This is a genomic window from Pseudomonas sp. ANT_J12, from assembly GCF_008370045.1.
Lineage (GTDB): Bacteria > Pseudomonadota > Gammaproteobacteria > Pseudomonadales > Pseudomonadaceae > Aquipseudomonas.
In genome coordinates this window covers 12189-26523 of sequence record NZ_VOBN01000036.1, presented here as the reverse complement: position 1 = coordinate 26523, position 14335 = coordinate 12189, and the positions used below count along the sequence as shown (strand labels likewise).

Here is a 14335-nt window from a genome sequence, read left to right as displayed (position 1 = left end):
GGTACAGATAAACTTTTTCAACTTTAGCGTCGGGGCGCATCATGATTGCTGGCTCCTGATGGAAATCGGGAGCACAGCATCAGGCTTCAACTGGCGGCTTTGAATGTGTAGGCGATGGATCGCTTACCTTTCAGGAAGGGCAGCTAACGATCTAAAACCGCACAGCCAGCTGTTACTCGGAAAATAAATCCGTCCCCGTTCCTACACCGATGGTTCCATCATTACCCGTCACATTGGATCTTTCTTTATCAAACTGCCGCTCTACACTGGCTCCAAGCCCTTGGCCAATCGGAAAGAAACCCATGTCCGCCCCCGACTTCGACTGCCAACCCGATCTGTGCGGAAGCACCCTGAGGCTTAAACCTCTGGCAGACAGTGATTTTGAAGGTATGTTTCAGGCCGCGGCTGATCCAGACATCTGGGGCGACCATCCCGCCAGGGATCGCTATAAACGCGAGGTGTTCGAGGCGTACTTCACCTCTCTACTCGCCACGAAGAAGGCGCTCGCTGTCATTGATATTGCCTCGGGGGATATCGTTGGCACATCAAGCTACTACACGCCGCCGGATCTACCGAACAGCATTGCCATCGGTTTTACATTTCTGGTGCGTGCGAAGTGGGGTGGCCATTCCAACCGAGAGCTTAAGCAGTTGATGCTGGAGCATGCATTCATGGCTTACGACATCGTCTATTCCCACATAGCGACTACGAACATTCGTTCGCAAACGGCCACGATGAAGTTGGGTGCGGTGCACTTGTATGACGCCGAACTGAAAATATCCGCCGCGCCTGCCTTGGCGAAGTGTTACGGACTTACGCACGCTCAATGGAAGACGTCGCGGGGGTGAAAGGGGCGGACACTCATCTATGGATGTTCCAACCCAACACCTGCGTTGAGCAAACCCGGCTAGGCATGCTCCCGTCGCTATAGTCGACTCTATTGCCAACCCTACTTCCAGGAGCTTGTCCCAGTGTCTGACACGCCGATCAACGTCGCTTACACAAAGCGCTTCAACGCCGTACTCGCCTACATTGATGAGAATCTCGAAGGTGATCTGTCGGTGAAGACGTTGAGTCATGTGGCGAATTTTTCGACGTTTCACTTCCATCGCCAATTCACCGCGTTCGTGGGCGTGCCGGTTTCACGTTATGTGCAACTGATGCGGCTACGACGCGCTGCCCATCGCTTGGCCGCCGCTGCGGATCACTCGGTACTGGAGGCGGCACTCGGTGCCGGTTTCGACAGTCCCGAGGCATTTTGCAGGGCGTTCAAGCGAGCGGTCGGTATGACGCCGAGTGCGTTCAGGAAGGCGCCGAACTGGCAGGTCTGGCATGCGGTGTTCGCCATCCCTCACTTTTCCAGGACTATCATCATGCAAGTACGAATCGTGGAATCTTCATTCGATCTCGTAAAGAATGGCAAAACTGGAATGCCTGGAGGGGAAAAAGGGATGGCTTCAATCGGCGATATATTTTCTCGCTAATCGATTTTTATTTAGAGCCTAAGGCAAATACATGGCTGTTTGGAGGGGTTGGGGAGGTTCTTAGCTCTACCAACATTTCAGAGTCCACCGCCTATAGCGTAGAGGCCCTTAGAGCTTGAATTTAAAGCAGACAACACATAGCGATAAATAGCGAGCAACAGGCAAAAAAAACTGACAGCCTAACTATAACGAATCAATTGATGAGTTACTCATACGCTCTTGTTTAAACCAACTAATCCCGATTCCGCCTTGCATTAAGCACCTTAAGGATCGGGGGCTCCCCACCTGTAATTTCAATTGAAAATACAGCATATACATGCTCTAAGTCACTGTATTTTTGAAGCCCATTTTCAGTAAAACGATAGCGCCCTGGAACCTCTCCCACCTCTAAAGGGGATAATATCTTTCTCGACTTTGCCAGCTCCAGCAATGGCTTTAGATCATCATAAAGACGTGCAGCTTGAACGTCTTTACCTGCATACTCTTTTAACTTTTCTTCTAAAATTTTTGCTGAAATTTCAATTTTATCTATATTCATCTTTAGTTCCCTATGGTCCCAATTTTAACAGCCGGAGCCCAATCCCCACGGTTAGGTACTATATGTTGTATTGCTTCAGAAGAACGCTCAACCAAACCTCCCAATTCACTTGTTGGAGCTATTTCGCTGACATAAACGCTGGTAGGTTTTAATGGCTTTATTTCATATATACTATACGTTAAACCTTCGCTTTCCAAAGGAAGCCCAAAAAAATCAGCTAGGGTCTTATCAGACTCTGAGGCCTTCATTAACTCCTTGCGCGTTGTAAAATAAGGTGAGTACGCTGGATAGTCTCCTCCTTCAGCAACTATTTTTACCAAGGGCTCATCTATGATCTTTACAGTCGGCAGAGTTTTGCCAGAGGCAAGTTGCCCTAATGCTCGGTTATAAAGAGTCTCACTAGAAGCATTGGGCGCTGACCTTGCGAGAGCATCATAATAAGCCTGCCCTTCTGGTGTAGCAAGATAAGCATCTATCTCACCTTTTTTAGCACCCATTGTTTTAAATGTACGAAATTCTTTAATCTGCTGCTCTACCGATACAAACTCTGGATCTTGCTTAGCGTAGTACTCTCGCATGGGCTCGGGTTCAGCCTTAGCCAGAGGCGCAGGCTCATCAACCCGCAGCTCAGGCTGAGCCAAAAGCCTCCGCTCATTTCGCGCCAACCAATTCGCAAACTGCTTGTTCGAAATCTCGGACTGAAGCTTGGCACTGCGCGCTGCGATGCTATCCATGCTGCCCATGAGGCCTGCCTTGACCTGCCCACGCGTCATATAAGTCACGATGGCAGTGAAGAGCAGCAGCACGAGTTGCTCCTGACCTTTGGCCAGTTGTCGAGCTCCGCGATCAATGCGCTCCTGGATTACGTATGCCGAACCACCGGTAGGATCGAGGCCCTCGGGTTTCAGCCCTTCATCAGCGTGCCAGGCAGTGGCGAAGCCTTCCTGCAAGGTAGAAAGGCAAGCAGGCAGACCTTTATAGAAATATTCAGCGATAGATGAGAGGCCCAGCGCCATTAGGATCAGATTGCCGACCTGCAGACCGATGCCCGCGCCAGCTGCTGCTACGGGCACAGCGCCCACACCAAAGAAGAACGCCCCGGCGACGCCGCCAGCGACTGTCCCGACCGCAACGCTGCCGCCCAAAATCATCGCCACTTCTTTGACCAGTTGCAGGAGCACCGGGAGGATTTGTTCAATCTCGATGGACGCCCACTTACGCTTGAGATTTGACTCGATGATGGGGTAGGAAAGCCTCATCGCCGTTTTCACCGAGTCAATGCGGTTGCCGCCCATGAATCCGTAAGTTTGAGTCGCGGTGATATTGACGCGTCGGGTGAAGCCATTCCAGCTATCGTGGGCGCTCTGCAGCCCATCGCTGTAGCCTTGATTCAGCGTGTTGAATTTATAGTCGAGGTTTCGCTCGATGTCATCCCAGCTTGGAATATTGGCTAAAAGATCCATTTACACATCACTGTCCCTGGATTGAAGGAGGCTTGCACCGATGTCTTACGTGACCACGCATTGACGTGAGCTGAGCTTTACGCATGTCGCCCTATCAAACCTGAATCTTTGAGCTGAATTTCAGGATGAGCTCATTTTTCTCATCTACAAAACAGACTGCAATGGTGACAATACGCCACTACAAAGTCGAGTCTCCACTTAACTTGTCGTCACGCTTGGATATCTCCCAGCTGGCGCATTCTCCTCGAGCTTCGCAATTAAGACAGATCGCCTATGTTGGGAACGCCTCAAGATAAGCGCTATCGTCCGAGGATCGTCGTTGCGGTTGATACGGCACAGCTCCCCGGTGTCTCCTTTCTGCCTCTCAGGTGTTGGCGCTGATATGATTTTGTCCCAGGTGGCTGATGTTGAATGACCTATATACGGCCTATGAAATCCAGCGCAAAGACTTCGTTCGCTGAGTATTTGGGTAGGTCAATCAATTCCGGCAGCCTAAGTCAAAATCGCATCAGCGGCAACACCGTACGCGCGTCAGGCACGATTTTGAAGGACTGGAATGCCAGTCTGGACTTGAATACAGCTACGTTGGGAAAATACTGTTTAACCTTCTGTCTTACCGATCCGAGAGGCTCCCCGCATAGTGGCCCGAGGATCACCTCCGCTAGTTGAATATCGCTACTGATTGGCCAGAAATGAAGCGGCCCCTCAGCGGATGCATCATTCAAGCTCACGAATCGGCGGTACTCTTCCTCCTACCGCCATCCTCCGGACTTGGTGCGCAGCAACTGTTGTTGCAGCTCCTCACTCAGGTTGTCTGGGGTTAGCGATGGGCTCAGTGCGGCGAGGACTCGATCGTCTTGGTAGCTGACCTGCTGAACCGTGCTACGACTGACGTCAAAACCCAAACAAATTCCTGTGCTTTTCGAGCGCCCGCTTTGGATCAACAGTTATCTGTAGCAAACCAATAAAAAAGCACTGAAAAAACACTCAATACAACAAGCTAGCAATACCCCCCTCAAATCCCGCCCACAAAAAAGCCCACTAACCGTCACCGGTCCAGTGGGCTTTTCGATTCAGCTTCTACTTACAAAGCCATATCACTAGCAGCATTAGCCTTCGGAGCCTTCGCAGGTTCAGCCGGCGCAGCAACCGGAGCCGCAGCCTGAGGAATCGCCGGCGGCGGAGTCAGTTGCAACACCTTCGCCGTGTAAGCCCACTCCTCAGCAACCTTCTCAGGACTACCATTCAACTGAGTGCCATAGCTCGGCACGATCTGGTGCAGCTTCTCCTGCCAGGCCGGGGATGCAACCTGATCCTTGAAGACCTTTTGCAGCACGGTCAGCATGATCGGTGCAGCGGTCGATGCGCCTGGCGACGCGCCCAGCAGGCCGGCGATGGTGCCGTCTTCGGAAGCCACGATTTCGGTACCCAGTTTCAGCACGCCACCGGCAGCTTCATCACGTTTGATGATTTGCACGCGTTGGCCGGCTTGCCACAGGCGCCAGTCTTCGGCTTTGGCGTTCGGGAAGTATTCTTTCAGGGCGTTCAGGCGGTCTTCGTCGGACAGCATGAGTTGGCCGGCAAGGTACTCGACCAGCGGGTATTCCTTGATGCCGACTTTGGTCATCGGCCAGATGTTGTGGGTGGTGGTGCTGGTCAGCAGGTCCAGGTACGAGCCTTCTTTGAGGAACTTGGTGCTGAAGGTCGCGAATGGGCCAAACAGGATGACGCGTTTGCCGTCCAGGACGCGGGTGTCCAGGTGCGGAACGGACATTGGCGGTGCGCCGACGGAAGCTTTGCCGTAGGCCTTGGCCAGGTGTTGCTCGGCAATGGTCGGGTTTTCGGTCACGAGGAACGAGCCGCCTACCGGGAAGCCTGCGTATTCCTTGGCTTCAGGAATGCCGGACTTCTGCAGCAAGTGCAATGCACCGCCGCCCGCGCCGATGAAGACGAATTTGGCGTCGGTTTCGGATTTGGTGCCGTCTTTCAGGTTTTTGTAGCTGACGCGCCAGGTGCCGTCTTCGTTCTTGGTGATGTCCTGCACTTCGCTGGACAGTTTCAAGTCGAACTTTGGTGTGGTTTGCAGGTGCGCGACGAACTGGCGGGTGATTTCGCCGAAGTTGACGTCGGTGCCGATCGGGGTCCAGGTGGCCGCGACTTTCTGGTTCGGGTCACGCCCTTCCATCATCAGCGGAACCCACTTCTTGATCACAGCCGGGTCTTCGGAGTACTGCATGCCGGCGAACAGCGGGCTCGCTTGCAGGGCTTCGTAGCGTTTTTTCAGGAACTTGATGTTGTCATCGCCCCACACGAAGCTCATGTGCGGTGTGGAGTTGATGAACGAACGCGGGTTCTTCAGGACGCCTTGCTGAACCTGCCACGACCAGAACTGGCGGGAGATCTGGAACGCTTCGTTGATTTCAACGGCTTTCGGGATCGACACTTTGCCGTTTTCGTCTTCCGGGGTGTAGTTCAGCTCAGCAAGTGCCGAGTGACCGGTACCGGCGTTGTTCCAGCCGTTGGAGCTTTCCAGGGCGACGCCGTCGAGGCGCTCGACCATTTCCATCGACAAGTCCGGTTGCAGCTCGTTGAGCCACACGCCCAGGGTCGCGCTCATGATGCCGCCGCCAATCAGCAGCACATCGACTTTCTTTGCCTCTTCCGCGTGAACGGACGTGATCCCCATCGACAAAGCCAGCCCCAGCAGGGCCGTGTTGAGTTTCTTAAGCATCTGTAGCACCTATGATAAAACGCCATCCGCCCTTCCATCCCAACCGCGAAGGCCCCTGGTTCACGCCATGCAGGCAGCATGTCGCGGGTTCCCGCACATCAGGATTGGAGGGTGGGCACACAAGGCCGACGTGTCCATCGACCTCAGTTTATATGTCCCTACTGAACTGACTTCTTATCATTATTGGCTTCAGCTACTTGAGCGACATTGATCCTGTTTGCGCGCCTCAAGGGCGCGCGAACGGAATGGGTCAAAGCAAGTTGGCGCGAAGAATATCACGACATAGCAAACCCGCGCGTCTGTTCGCGACTTGGTGGTCCGGGTCTGTGTCTGGATGTATCGGCGGAGATGGGCAAAAACGTGGCATCCCTGAGGCTGGCAATACCGCGCGCACCAACGAATTCGCTACAAACAGCACCAGACCGTTAAAGTGACGCCCCCCACACACCTGAGAACGATGAACCATGGATGGCCTGCACCCCGGCATTGAGCCGAAAACGATTCACCGCCTCCGCTCATTGCTTGTCCCAGCCCTGCTTTTCGCGCTATGCCCCACCGCGCAAGCCAGCAACATCTGCCCTGCCGCCACCGATGAAGGCGAGATGTACGATTGCCTACAGCAGAAACTCAAAGCATCCGACCGGGCGCTGAATACGGCTTACAAAACATTGATCGCGCGGTACAAAGACAATGGTATTTCCGGGAAGCCCCCCACCCAGGATCAGATGCTGAAAAAGGCTCAGTTGGCCTGGATTGCATTACGCGATGCCAGTTGCGACTTCGAGACTTACGAATCAAGGGAAGGCAGTGGTTTTGGCTCTATCCATACCTTCTGCCTGCTGGAGCAGACGCAACAGCGGGTTGAGTATTTGAATGGATTGGTGGGCGCGCCTTGAGTCAATCGCAGACTGGGCTCGTACCATCAAACTCACGGTTCCAGCAACGCCCGCAAACTCAACGCATTCCCCAACGCAAACCCGCTCGCCGTGTTATCAAAAACGCACCAGGTCTCAGTCCCCTCTTCCATCGAACTGCGCATCCGCTGGGCCAACACCTGCAATCGGCCCACGTCATAGTCGCTGTAGTAAATCCGTGGCGAACCATGCAGGCGCCAATAACGCACCCCGGACCAGCCACCCGGCGTGGTGCCGCCGGTGATCGGCGAGGGATCGGCGGCGACCCGCCCGATGCGGTGTTCGATCAGTAAACCGCTGGCCGCGCGCCAGGTTTCATGGCGGGGTTCGAGCACCACGGTGCCTGCATAACGTTGCCGCAGGATGCGGAAAAATTCGCTGGCTACCGTGGCGTCATAGGCCAGCGACGGCGGCAACTGGATCAACAGACAACCCAGCTTTTCACCCAGTTTCAGGCACTGGGCAAGAAACTCGTCGAGCAAGCCCTCGCAGTGTTGCAAGCGCTGCACATGGGTAATGAGCTTGGGCAGCTTGACCGAAAATCGAAACGCCGAGGGCACCGATTGCGCCCAGCGCAAATAGGTTTGAGGTTGATGCGGGCGATAGAACGAGCTGTTGATTTCTACGGCCGGCAGTTGCGTCGCGTAGCGTTGCAGATGGGTGCCGGTGTCGGGAAACAGCGGCCAGTATTCCCGGGGCAGCGTCCAACCCGCGCAGCCGATGTAGAGCGGACTCAATAGAGCACCGCCGCCGCGTCACGCATAAAGATTTCGATGGTTTTCGGCCCTACCCCTTCGAAGGCGTCGAGGCGCTTTTCGAAGGCCTGGCGGTCTTCGCTGGCGCTCTGAATGGCGCCGATTTTACCGGCGTATTCATCGCTGAGCTTTTTACCCAAGTGACGCAGGCGCTCGGCCGTGGTTTCGTCGTAGCGCACGTAATGGGCCTCGCCGAGCATGGCCACCAGCTCTTTGTGGGTACAGGCGGCCAGTTTGCGCGCAGTGTCGCGGCTGTGTTTTTCAACAATCACGCGATACGCCTGGGCGGCGATGTCTGCCTGGATGCGTTTGCCCATCAGGAAGCTGGCGACAAGCCATTTGAACAAGGCGCCTTCATCGCCTTTCTTCAGGTGGATGCCCAGGTCGCGGGCGCTGATCGCTTTGCTCATCAGGTTCCACCGCCGACACCTTGAATCGAATTGGCAAAGGCGACGCCCGCCTCGCGCACCAGCACGCGCCATTCCGCGTCATTGATCAGCTCCAGGCGCTCCATCTCATCGGCAGCCTTCAGCAGCTCGTCGTAGTGCTCTTCACTGTCCATACGGAATCCGGGTTGCCTGAGCAGCTTGTACCAGGCGGCCAAGGCTTCTCGCTTCGCGTCATCGTTCATGGTTGGGTTCCCAAAGGTCGTTTCCCCTTGGAAGGACCGCGCTGGGGGGCCGTTCCTCGCGCCCGACCAATGGCAGGTCGGCCAAAAGCGCTGGTTGTTTGCCCGGCAAAATTTCTGCTAAGTTGTACGACGACTGACAAATAGCTCAGTCTCGATCCCCCACAACAACAAGGAAATACCCATGCAAAACGCCAAATTGCTGATCGGTTTTCTCTGCCTCTTCAGCGGCTACGTCGCCGCCGCCCCGGCTACCGCCGAGAACGACGTGGCGCAAGCCGTCGACCACCTGACCCAGGCCATGCTGCACAAGGACATTCCCGAGCTGCAAAAGCTGACGGCGAGCAACCTGAGCTACGGCCATTCCAGCGGCAAGGTCCAGGACAAGGCCGCCTTTATCGCCGATATCGAAACCGGCAAAAGTGCCTTCAAGACCCTGGAGATGCAGAAGCAGACCATCACTCTGTCAGGCGATACCGCGCTGGTGCGTAACCACTTCTCGGCGCAGGCGCTCAACGGCACGGAAGTGGTGCCGACCGAGATCGAGAACCTGCAGATCTGGCAGAAACAGCATGGGAAATGGTTGTTGGTGGGGCGTCAGGCGTTTCGTATCTAAACGCCGAGTCACGTGTGGCGAGGGGAGCTGGCTTCCTCGCCACAGCATTATTTCCGCAGCTCAGGGCCTGGTATGCGCCACGTCCAGTTGGCTGAACGTCACCTGCCCCCCTTCATTTTTATAGCCGGCGTTATCCAACGCATAAACCCCGGCTTTGAAGTACAGCAGCTTGTTCTTCCAGCTAGAGCTGATTTGTTTGCCCCAGCTGTACCCTTGCGAACTGACATTCAAATAACCGGCAGAACTGAAGCGCACCTCATACGAAAATGGCTTGCCCAGCGCAATGTCTCTGGCAATCACGACGGTGATGTCTTCCCTGCCCGGCTTCAGCCGATAGTTGGCAATCACATTGCCCTTTTTGGTGGCTGCATCGTATTGATACTCCACTTTCAGCAGCGGGCCTTTGTCTTGGTAGATATGGATTTGCCCGATCACGATCCGACCGGTTGAAGGCACTTGATTGACCTTCAACACGGCCTTGAGGCGGTGATCGGCTTCGGGATAGGTCCAGTTGCGCAAGGTCCCGTCGCTCAGGGTTTCGCGCAATTCGCTGCGAGGGAATTCGGATTTCGACGTGCTGGACCCGGTGACCGGCGCCCAGAAAAAAAGCGAGTCGCCGGAGCGAAAATAGTTGTCGGAATAGCCATCCACCAGTCGCGGCGTATCGATGACTTTGGCGGGCGTCCCTACAGGGATCGTCAGGTTCCAGGTGGCCAAATCAATCATTTCAACTCTCCTTGGGGGCGACAGTACCCTACAGCACTCAGGTCTGTTGCCCAGCAAGGAAAGGTTTAAAGCCTGAAGCGATCCACCGACTGCGACAACTGCCCCGCCAGCGACGACAACTCATCCGTGGTCGACGCCGTGCGGCCGATGACTTTGCTGTTGTCTTCGGACATGCCGGCGATCATTTCCACCTGATGCGCGATTTCGTTACTGGCCAGGCTTTGTTCGCCGATGGTGCGGCTGATGTCGTTGACCTGTTGCGTGGTGTTCAGCGTCGCTTCGAGAATCTCGCGGATGGCGCGTTCGACGTCGGCAGTCACGGCCATGCCTTTGTCGACCTGGGCCACGCCGGCCTCCATGCTGGTGACGGCTTCGCGGGTGCTTTGCTGGATGCGCGCGACCATGGCCGCGATTTCCTGGGTGGACGCGCTGGTGCGGCCCGCCAGGCTGCGGACTTCATCGGCGACCACGGCGAAACCACGGCCCTGTTCACCGGCCCGCGCCGCCTCGATCGCGGCGTTCAGCGCCAACAGGTTGGTCTGGTCGGCGATGCCCTTGATCACCTGGATGATGCTGAAAATCCCCTCGGACTCCTTGTCCAGCGTGCGAATCACTTGGGCCGACTGCTGCGCCGAACGGGCGATGCCGTCCATGTCGCTGACCACCTGATGGATCACCTTGCCGCCGTCCTTGGCCAGTTCTTCGGCCTGGTTGGCCATGTCCAGCGCGCGGTTGGCGTGGCGGGTGATTTCTTCGATGCTGGCGGTCATTTCGCTGGCCGCTGCCGCCATGGTGCTGGCGGCGACGCTTTGCTGCTGGCTGCTGCCGGCGACTTCGTGGCAACCGTTGCTCAATTGCTGGCTCATGCCGCTGACGCCGTGGGCGTTGCTGCGCACCACTTCGATCATGCCGCGCAGGTCGCGCTGCATGGTTGCCAGGGTGCGGATCAGGCTGCTGGCTTCGTCGTTGCCGGTAGGTTCGATGATCGGTTCGCTGAGGCTACCATGGGCGATGCTGTCGGCGATGCGAATGGCCGAGCGCAACGGCGCCATGATGCTCAGGATCACCCAACGACCCTGGGCCAGCAGCAACAACAGGCTGGCCGCGAGGACACTGCCGAGGGCGATGTTGGCGTGGCTGATGGCTTGCTGCGTACCTTGGCTGGCTTGTTGAGTGTTGGTCTCGATCAACTCGCTCAGCGCCGACATCTCGCCTTCGAGTTGCGTGAACACACCGTTGAACGAACCGATTTGCTGCTGCGCGGCCTCAGGATTTTCCAGTGCGACCGCGACAATGCGTTCGGCGGCACTGATGTAGGTATCGAGGCTCGGCTTGACCTTGTTCAGCCCCGCCATGATGGTGGCGTTGACCGGCAGCTTGAGGTTTTCACCCAGCACCTCCCGAAAACGCGTCGCGTGCTCCTCGATGGAACTGCGCACCTCGTCCTTGCTGCTGGTGCTTTTGCCCAAGCCCACCAGCATCGCCGAGAGTACGTCGGCGCGCAGGGCGTCATGCATCATGTCGGCTTCGAGGTGATTGCGCAGCGCCGCCATGCTGACTTCGCTGTCGTTCACGGCCTGGGCCATCTGGGCGTTCCCCAGGTAACTGACCAGGCTCATGATCAATGCCGTGAGCAGGCCCGTCCCCATCAACAGAAGTAACCGGAGTTTTATGGACACTTTGTTGTTCCCCTGTTGGACGCTGCGAAAGACGACTCTGAAGAGGTTATCGACCCCATCCTGTGGTTATTTAAGCCTATTTCCGTGAGCCCGTCGGTTTAAGACCGGTGGCAGAGCCCGAAGCATGTGGCCATTTGCCGGGTGCCACGGAACTCCTGAGCCTCGCCGCACCTCCTAAGTAATGTGTTACTTCCTTTTCGCTTTACGCTGTTGGAGGACGACGCCATGCGCCGCATGTTACTCATTACTTCACTGATGTTGTGCCTGCCCATCGGGTCTGCCCTGGCCGTAAGCGGCAAGGATGTCGCGACTTCGGCAGGGGTTTCCGCTTCGCTGTATTCGACGTTCAAAGACCACAAAATGGTGATTCCGGCCCGGGATGACGTCTCTGCGTTTGTCGCCAGTAACGGCGCGATCCGCGGGGTCTACATGGAGGCGGTGTTGCAGCAGATCCGCCAGGACAACCCAGGCCTCAACGCCACCGACGAAGACCTGGCCAACGCGATCCTCGTGCAGTACGAGGGGCCAGCCGCTCACTGATATCGATGTTCACCCGCGTGAGTAACAAGGGCAGGCTTGCATGAACGCCTGCCCTTGAACCTCGCTTGAACACGCTGGGCAAAACCGTTCGCGGGCCTCTATGATTGAGGCCATGACGACCCCGGCCCCGATCCGCTCACCCTGCCCTCCCGGCGCCTGCATCTGCGGGCGTGACCCGTTGCTGGAAACCCCCGGCGCGGATGTGCGCATCCTGTTCCTGACCCGCCAGGAAGAGAAGCGCCTGCTCGAACGCCTGGAAAACCTCAAAGACCTCGCCGACCTTGCACACCTGCAACAGCTGATGCACGAGCGCTTGGGCATTCGCGTGGAATTGATCCCCAGCTTCAACGAGGTGCGGACCATGCGCGGGATCGGCATTCAGATCGAAGAACTGCCGGGCCTGTGCCGCAAGACCCGCGCCGCGATCCCCGCCGCCATTCGCCGCAGCCTGGAAAAACGCCCGGAGATTGCCTACGAGCTGCTCAACGCCAACGACTTGCTGCGTGATGCCTGAGTATCCGGCCTGACGCAGTCACCTGCCCCATGCTCCCGTGTTTTTTGAACTACCGTTATCGACACATAACGCGTTCCCCCACGGAGCACCCACCACCATGAACCTGTCCCGAAACGTGTTTATCGGCGCCGCGCTGGCCAGCCTGTTGCTGGGCGGTTGTACCTCCAAAGTCACCGATAAGGAGCAGTACTCGGGCTTCCTGCCCAACTACAACAACCTCCAGGAAGTGACCACCACCAGCGGCGAGAAAGCCATGCGCTGGGTCAGCCCGTCATGGAATCCCAACGCCTACGACACCGTGGCGTTCATGAAGCTGGAACTCTATCCGAAGCCAAAACCCAACGAACGGGTCGACCAGCGCACCCTGGAAGAATTGCAGACCTACATGACCAATAGCGCCAAGGGTGTGCTGGGCCAGAAGTACCGCGTCGTATCCAGCGCCAAAAAAGCCCCGGCAGGGTCGAAAACCCTGGTCCTGCGGGCGGCGATCACGGGGGTCACGGCCTCCAATGAAGGCATGCAATGGTACGAAGTGGTCCCGGTCGCCGCCGTGGTGGGCGGAGTGAGTGCGGCTTCCGGCCATCGCAGCCAGGACACCACACTGTTTCTGGAAGCCGAGTTGGTAGACGCCAGCAACAACCAGATCATGGCCAAAGTGGTGCGCAAAGTGTTCGGTGAGCAGTTGAAGAACTCAAGCCAGAAGATCACCACCAATGACTTCAAAGCGGCGATCAACAAGCTGACGGCTGACTTGCAGGCGTTCATTCGTTGACACGCGGGTAAGCGTCACCGGCCTTTTTGCCACGCTTAGCTATAGTCATTTTCCAGGCCCTGTTTTCAGGGCCTGATTGCCTCGGTGCTACAGCTCATCAGCAACGGCACCGAACTTTCGATTAAGGAGATTTCCATGAAGCGTTCTGCACTTGCTGGATTGTTCGTCGCCGCTGCACTGCTGGCACCTTCGGTATTTGCTGCGGACGACCTGTGCGCGGTCAATCTGCAGAAAATCAAGGATGCTCAAGTCAGCACCGAAGCACAGAGTGCCGATTTGCAAGACAACATCAAGGATGCCGTAGAACAGGCCGAGAAAGCACAGGCCAAAGGCACCGAGGAAGGCAAAAAAGACTGCATCTCGCTGACCACACAAGCCCTGCAGGATATCCAGAACAACACCAAGGGCGATCAATAAAAAGTCACCTGACACGTTCCTGCAGGAGCTGCCGAAGGCGGCTCCTACAGGGGGTTGGCGGTGTTCTTAACTCAACATTTCAAGCCACTGCCCCGGCGTCATGCGCGTCACCATGATCAGCACAATCACGAACATCCCGAGAAAGCCCAACACCCCCATCCAGAACCACTTGCGGTAGACCGCGTCGAACTCGACCGCCAACCCCTGCCCGGTCTCGACCGCGCTCATCGCCAGCACCTGCAAACGCTTTTGCAGCACCAGCACCGGCAGCCACAGCGCCCCCGTGCACAGGAAGATCACCAGCGCCGTCAGGACCCATTCCGTAGTCAGCGGTAAACCGCTGAGTTTCACCAAACCGTACCCGGTGATGATTTGCAGGAAACCGGCCGGCGTGGTGATCCAGGTGTCGAACCACACCACCATCCGCGCCACATGAGCGATGACCAACGGGTTGGCCGTGCGGCTGGCGGCGATCAAATAGAGGTAGGAGCCCATGCCGAAGCCGAACAGGAAAATCGCCGCGATGATGTGGGCGTATTTGAGGCCGAGGTAGAGCAT

16 protein-coding genes and 2 pseudogenes are annotated in these 14335 nt (G+C 56.6%); 8 read left to right on the top strand and 10 right to left on the bottom strand.

Annotated elements, in window-relative coordinates:
* Nucleotides 1-302 precede the first annotated feature (302 nt).
* Nucleotides 303-848, top strand: a complete 546-nt coding sequence (locus tag FQ192_RS33160) for a GNAT family N-acetyltransferase (protein ID WP_149662185.1) — start codon at nt 303-305, stop codon at nt 846-848.
* 123 nt (nt 849-971) lie between these two features.
* Nucleotides 972-1394 (top strand): annotated as a pseudogene (locus FQ192_RS33155) (helix-turn-helix domain-containing protein); the annotation flags it as partial.
* A gap of 322 nt (nt 1395-1716) precedes the next feature.
* Here the strand turns inward: FQ192_RS33155 and FQ192_RS33150 are convergent.
* The 3 genes from FQ192_RS33150 to mqo form a co-directional block, all read right to left on the bottom strand.
* A complete protein-coding gene (locus FQ192_RS33150) occupies nt 1717-2022 on the bottom strand; it encodes a hypothetical protein (protein ID WP_149662184.1) in 306 nt (101 codons plus the stop codon).
* Nucleotides 2023-2024: 2 nt separating this feature from the next.
* Nucleotides 2025-3485: a DUF6861 domain-containing protein gene (locus FQ192_RS33145; protein ID WP_149662183.1), complete on the bottom strand. Its 1461-nt coding sequence runs from the start codon at nt 3483-3485 to the stop codon at nt 2025-2027.
* A 1084-nt stretch (nt 3486-4569) separates the two neighbouring features.
* Entirely contained in the window at nt 4570-6216 is a 1647-nt protein-coding gene (gene mqo / locus FQ192_RS33140; RefSeq protein ID WP_149662182.1) for a malate dehydrogenase (quinone), read from the bottom strand.
* A 464-nt stretch (nt 6217-6680) separates the two neighbouring features.
* Between mqo and FQ192_RS33135 the strand changes: the two genes are divergently transcribed.
* Entirely contained in the window at nt 6681-7112 is a 432-nt protein-coding gene (locus tag FQ192_RS33135) for a lysozyme inhibitor LprI family protein (RefSeq protein WP_149662181.1), read from the top strand.
* 32 nt (nt 7113-7144) lie between these two features.
* Here FQ192_RS33135 and FQ192_RS33130 read toward each other — a convergent pair whose 3' ends face one another.
* From FQ192_RS33130 to FQ192_RS33120, 3 genes are read right to left on the bottom strand one after another with little or no spacing between them, the layout of a single operon-like run.
* On the bottom strand, nt 7145-7867 hold the full coding sequence (locus tag FQ192_RS33130; RefSeq protein WP_149662180.1) for a DUF72 domain-containing protein: 723 nt from the start codon (nt 7865-7867) through the stop codon (nt 7145-7147).
* Nucleotides 7864-8295 (bottom strand): DNA methylase, encoded by a 432-nt coding sequence (locus FQ192_RS33125; RefSeq protein ID WP_149662179.1) that lies wholly within the window; start codon nt 8293-8295, stop codon nt 7864-7866. The genes FQ192_RS33130 and FQ192_RS33125 overlap by 4 nt, the downstream gene beginning before the upstream one ends.
* Nucleotides 8295-8516, bottom strand: coding sequence for a hypothetical protein (locus FQ192_RS33120; RefSeq protein WP_149662178.1), 222 nt, complete (start codon nt 8514-8516; stop codon nt 8295-8297). The genes FQ192_RS33125 and FQ192_RS33120 overlap by 1 nt, the downstream gene beginning before the upstream one ends.
* Before the next feature lie 181 nt (nt 8517-8697).
* Here FQ192_RS33120 and FQ192_RS33115 point away from each other — a divergent pair, with 181 nt between their 5' ends.
* On the top strand, nt 8698-9129 hold the full coding sequence (locus FQ192_RS33115) for a nuclear transport factor 2 family protein (protein WP_149662177.1): 432 nt from the start codon (nt 8698-8700) through the stop codon (nt 9127-9129).
* A 60-nt stretch (nt 9130-9189) separates the two neighbouring features.
* Here the strand turns inward: FQ192_RS33115 and FQ192_RS33110 are convergent, their stop codons facing one another.
* From FQ192_RS33110 to FQ192_RS35250, 3 genes and pseudogenes are all read right to left on the bottom strand, one after another.
* Nucleotides 9190-9855, bottom strand: coding sequence for a polysaccharide lyase family 7 protein (locus FQ192_RS33110; RefSeq protein WP_149662176.1), 666 nt, complete (start codon nt 9853-9855; stop codon nt 9190-9192).
* A gap of 65 nt (nt 9856-9920) precedes the next feature.
* Nucleotides 9921-10646 carry a methyl-accepting chemotaxis protein gene (locus FQ192_RS35255; protein ID WP_372242379.1) on the bottom strand — a complete coding sequence of 242 codons (726 nt, stop codon included), beginning with the start codon at nt 10644-10646 and terminating at the stop codon, nt 9921-9923.
* Between the two features lie 132 nt (nt 10647-10778).
* Nucleotides 10779-11534 (bottom strand): annotated as a pseudogene (locus tag FQ192_RS35250) (MCP four helix bundle domain-containing protein); the annotation flags it as partial.
* 225 nt (nt 11535-11759) lie between these two features.
* On the opposite strand from FQ192_RS35250, the gene FQ192_RS33100 reads away from it, so the two are divergent.
* The 4 genes from FQ192_RS33100 to FQ192_RS33085 all read left to right on the top strand — a co-directional run bounded on the left by FQ192_RS33100 (nt 11760) and on the right by FQ192_RS33085 (nt 13777).
* A complete protein-coding gene (locus FQ192_RS33100) occupies nt 11760-12074 on the top strand; it encodes a DUF2388 domain-containing protein (RefSeq protein ID WP_149662174.1) in 315 nt (104 codons plus the stop codon).
* A 112-nt stretch (nt 12075-12186) separates the two neighbouring features.
* Entirely contained in the window at nt 12187-12588 is a 402-nt protein-coding gene (locus FQ192_RS33095; RefSeq protein ID WP_149662173.1) for a hypothetical protein, read from the top strand.
* A 97-nt stretch (nt 12589-12685) separates the two neighbouring features.
* Nucleotides 12686-13360, top strand: a complete 675-nt coding sequence (locus tag FQ192_RS33090; protein ID WP_149662172.1) for a DUF3313 domain-containing protein — start codon at nt 12686-12688, stop codon at nt 13358-13360.
* A 135-nt stretch (nt 13361-13495) separates the two neighbouring features.
* Nucleotides 13496-13777, top strand: coding sequence for a hypothetical protein (locus tag FQ192_RS33085; RefSeq protein WP_149662171.1), 282 nt, complete (start codon nt 13496-13498; stop codon nt 13775-13777).
* 66 nt (nt 13778-13843) lie between these two features.
* Here the strand turns inward: FQ192_RS33085 and FQ192_RS33080 are convergent, their stop codons facing one another.
* Complete coding sequence (locus tag FQ192_RS33080) at nt 13844-14335, bottom strand: DUF2269 domain-containing protein (protein ID WP_149662170.1); 492 nt, start codon at nt 14333-14335, stop codon at nt 13844-13846.

Excerpts from the sequence above, each read along its gene's own strand:
- FQ192_RS33160 (WP_149662185.1), top strand. The coding sequence starts at position 303 with ATGTCCGCCCCCGACTTCGACTGCCAACCCGATCTGTGCGGAAGCACC.
- FQ192_RS33150 (WP_149662184.1), bottom strand. The coding sequence starts at position 2,022 with ATGAATATAGATAAAATTGAAATTTCAGCAAAAATTTTAGAAGAAAAG.
- FQ192_RS33145 (WP_149662183.1), bottom strand. The coding sequence starts at position 3,485 with ATGGATCTTTTAGCCAATATTCCAAGCTGGGATGACATCGAGCGAAAC.
- mqo (WP_149662182.1), bottom strand. The coding sequence starts at position 6,216 with ATGCTTAAGAAACTCAACACGGCCCTGCTGGGGCTGGCTTTGTCGATG.
- FQ192_RS33135 (WP_149662181.1), top strand. The coding sequence starts at position 6,681 with ATGGATGGCCTGCACCCCGGCATTGAGCCGAAAACGATTCACCGCCTC.
- FQ192_RS33125 (WP_149662179.1), bottom strand. The coding sequence starts at position 8,295 with ATGAGCAAAGCGATCAGCGCCCGCGACCTGGGCATCCACCTGAAGAAA.
- FQ192_RS33120 (WP_149662178.1), bottom strand. The coding sequence starts at position 8,516 with ATGAACGATGACGCGAAGCGAGAAGCCTTGGCCGCCTGGTACAAGCTG.
- FQ192_RS33115 (WP_149662177.1), top strand. The coding sequence starts at position 8,698 with ATGCAAAACGCCAAATTGCTGATCGGTTTTCTCTGCCTCTTCAGCGGC.
- FQ192_RS33110 (WP_149662176.1), bottom strand. The coding sequence starts at position 9,855 with ATGATTGATTTGGCCACCTGGAACCTGACGATCCCTGTAGGGACGCCC.
- FQ192_RS35255 (WP_372242379.1), bottom strand. The coding sequence starts at position 10,646 with ATGGCGGCAGCGGCCAGCGAAATGACCGCCAGCATCGAAGAAATCACC.
- FQ192_RS33100 (WP_149662174.1), top strand. The coding sequence starts at position 11,760 with ATGCGCCGCATGTTACTCATTACTTCACTGATGTTGTGCCTGCCCATC.
- FQ192_RS33095 (WP_149662173.1), top strand. The coding sequence starts at position 12,187 with ATGACGACCCCGGCCCCGATCCGCTCACCCTGCCCTCCCGGCGCCTGC.
- FQ192_RS33090 (WP_149662172.1), top strand. The coding sequence starts at position 12,686 with ATGAACCTGTCCCGAAACGTGTTTATCGGCGCCGCGCTGGCCAGCCTG.
- FQ192_RS33085 (WP_149662171.1), top strand. The coding sequence starts at position 13,496 with ATGAAGCGTTCTGCACTTGCTGGATTGTTCGTCGCCGCTGCACTGCTG.
- FQ192_RS33080 (WP_149662170.1), bottom strand. The coding sequence starts at position 14,335 with ATGCTCTACCTCGGCCTCAAATACGCCCACATCATCGCGGCGATTTTC.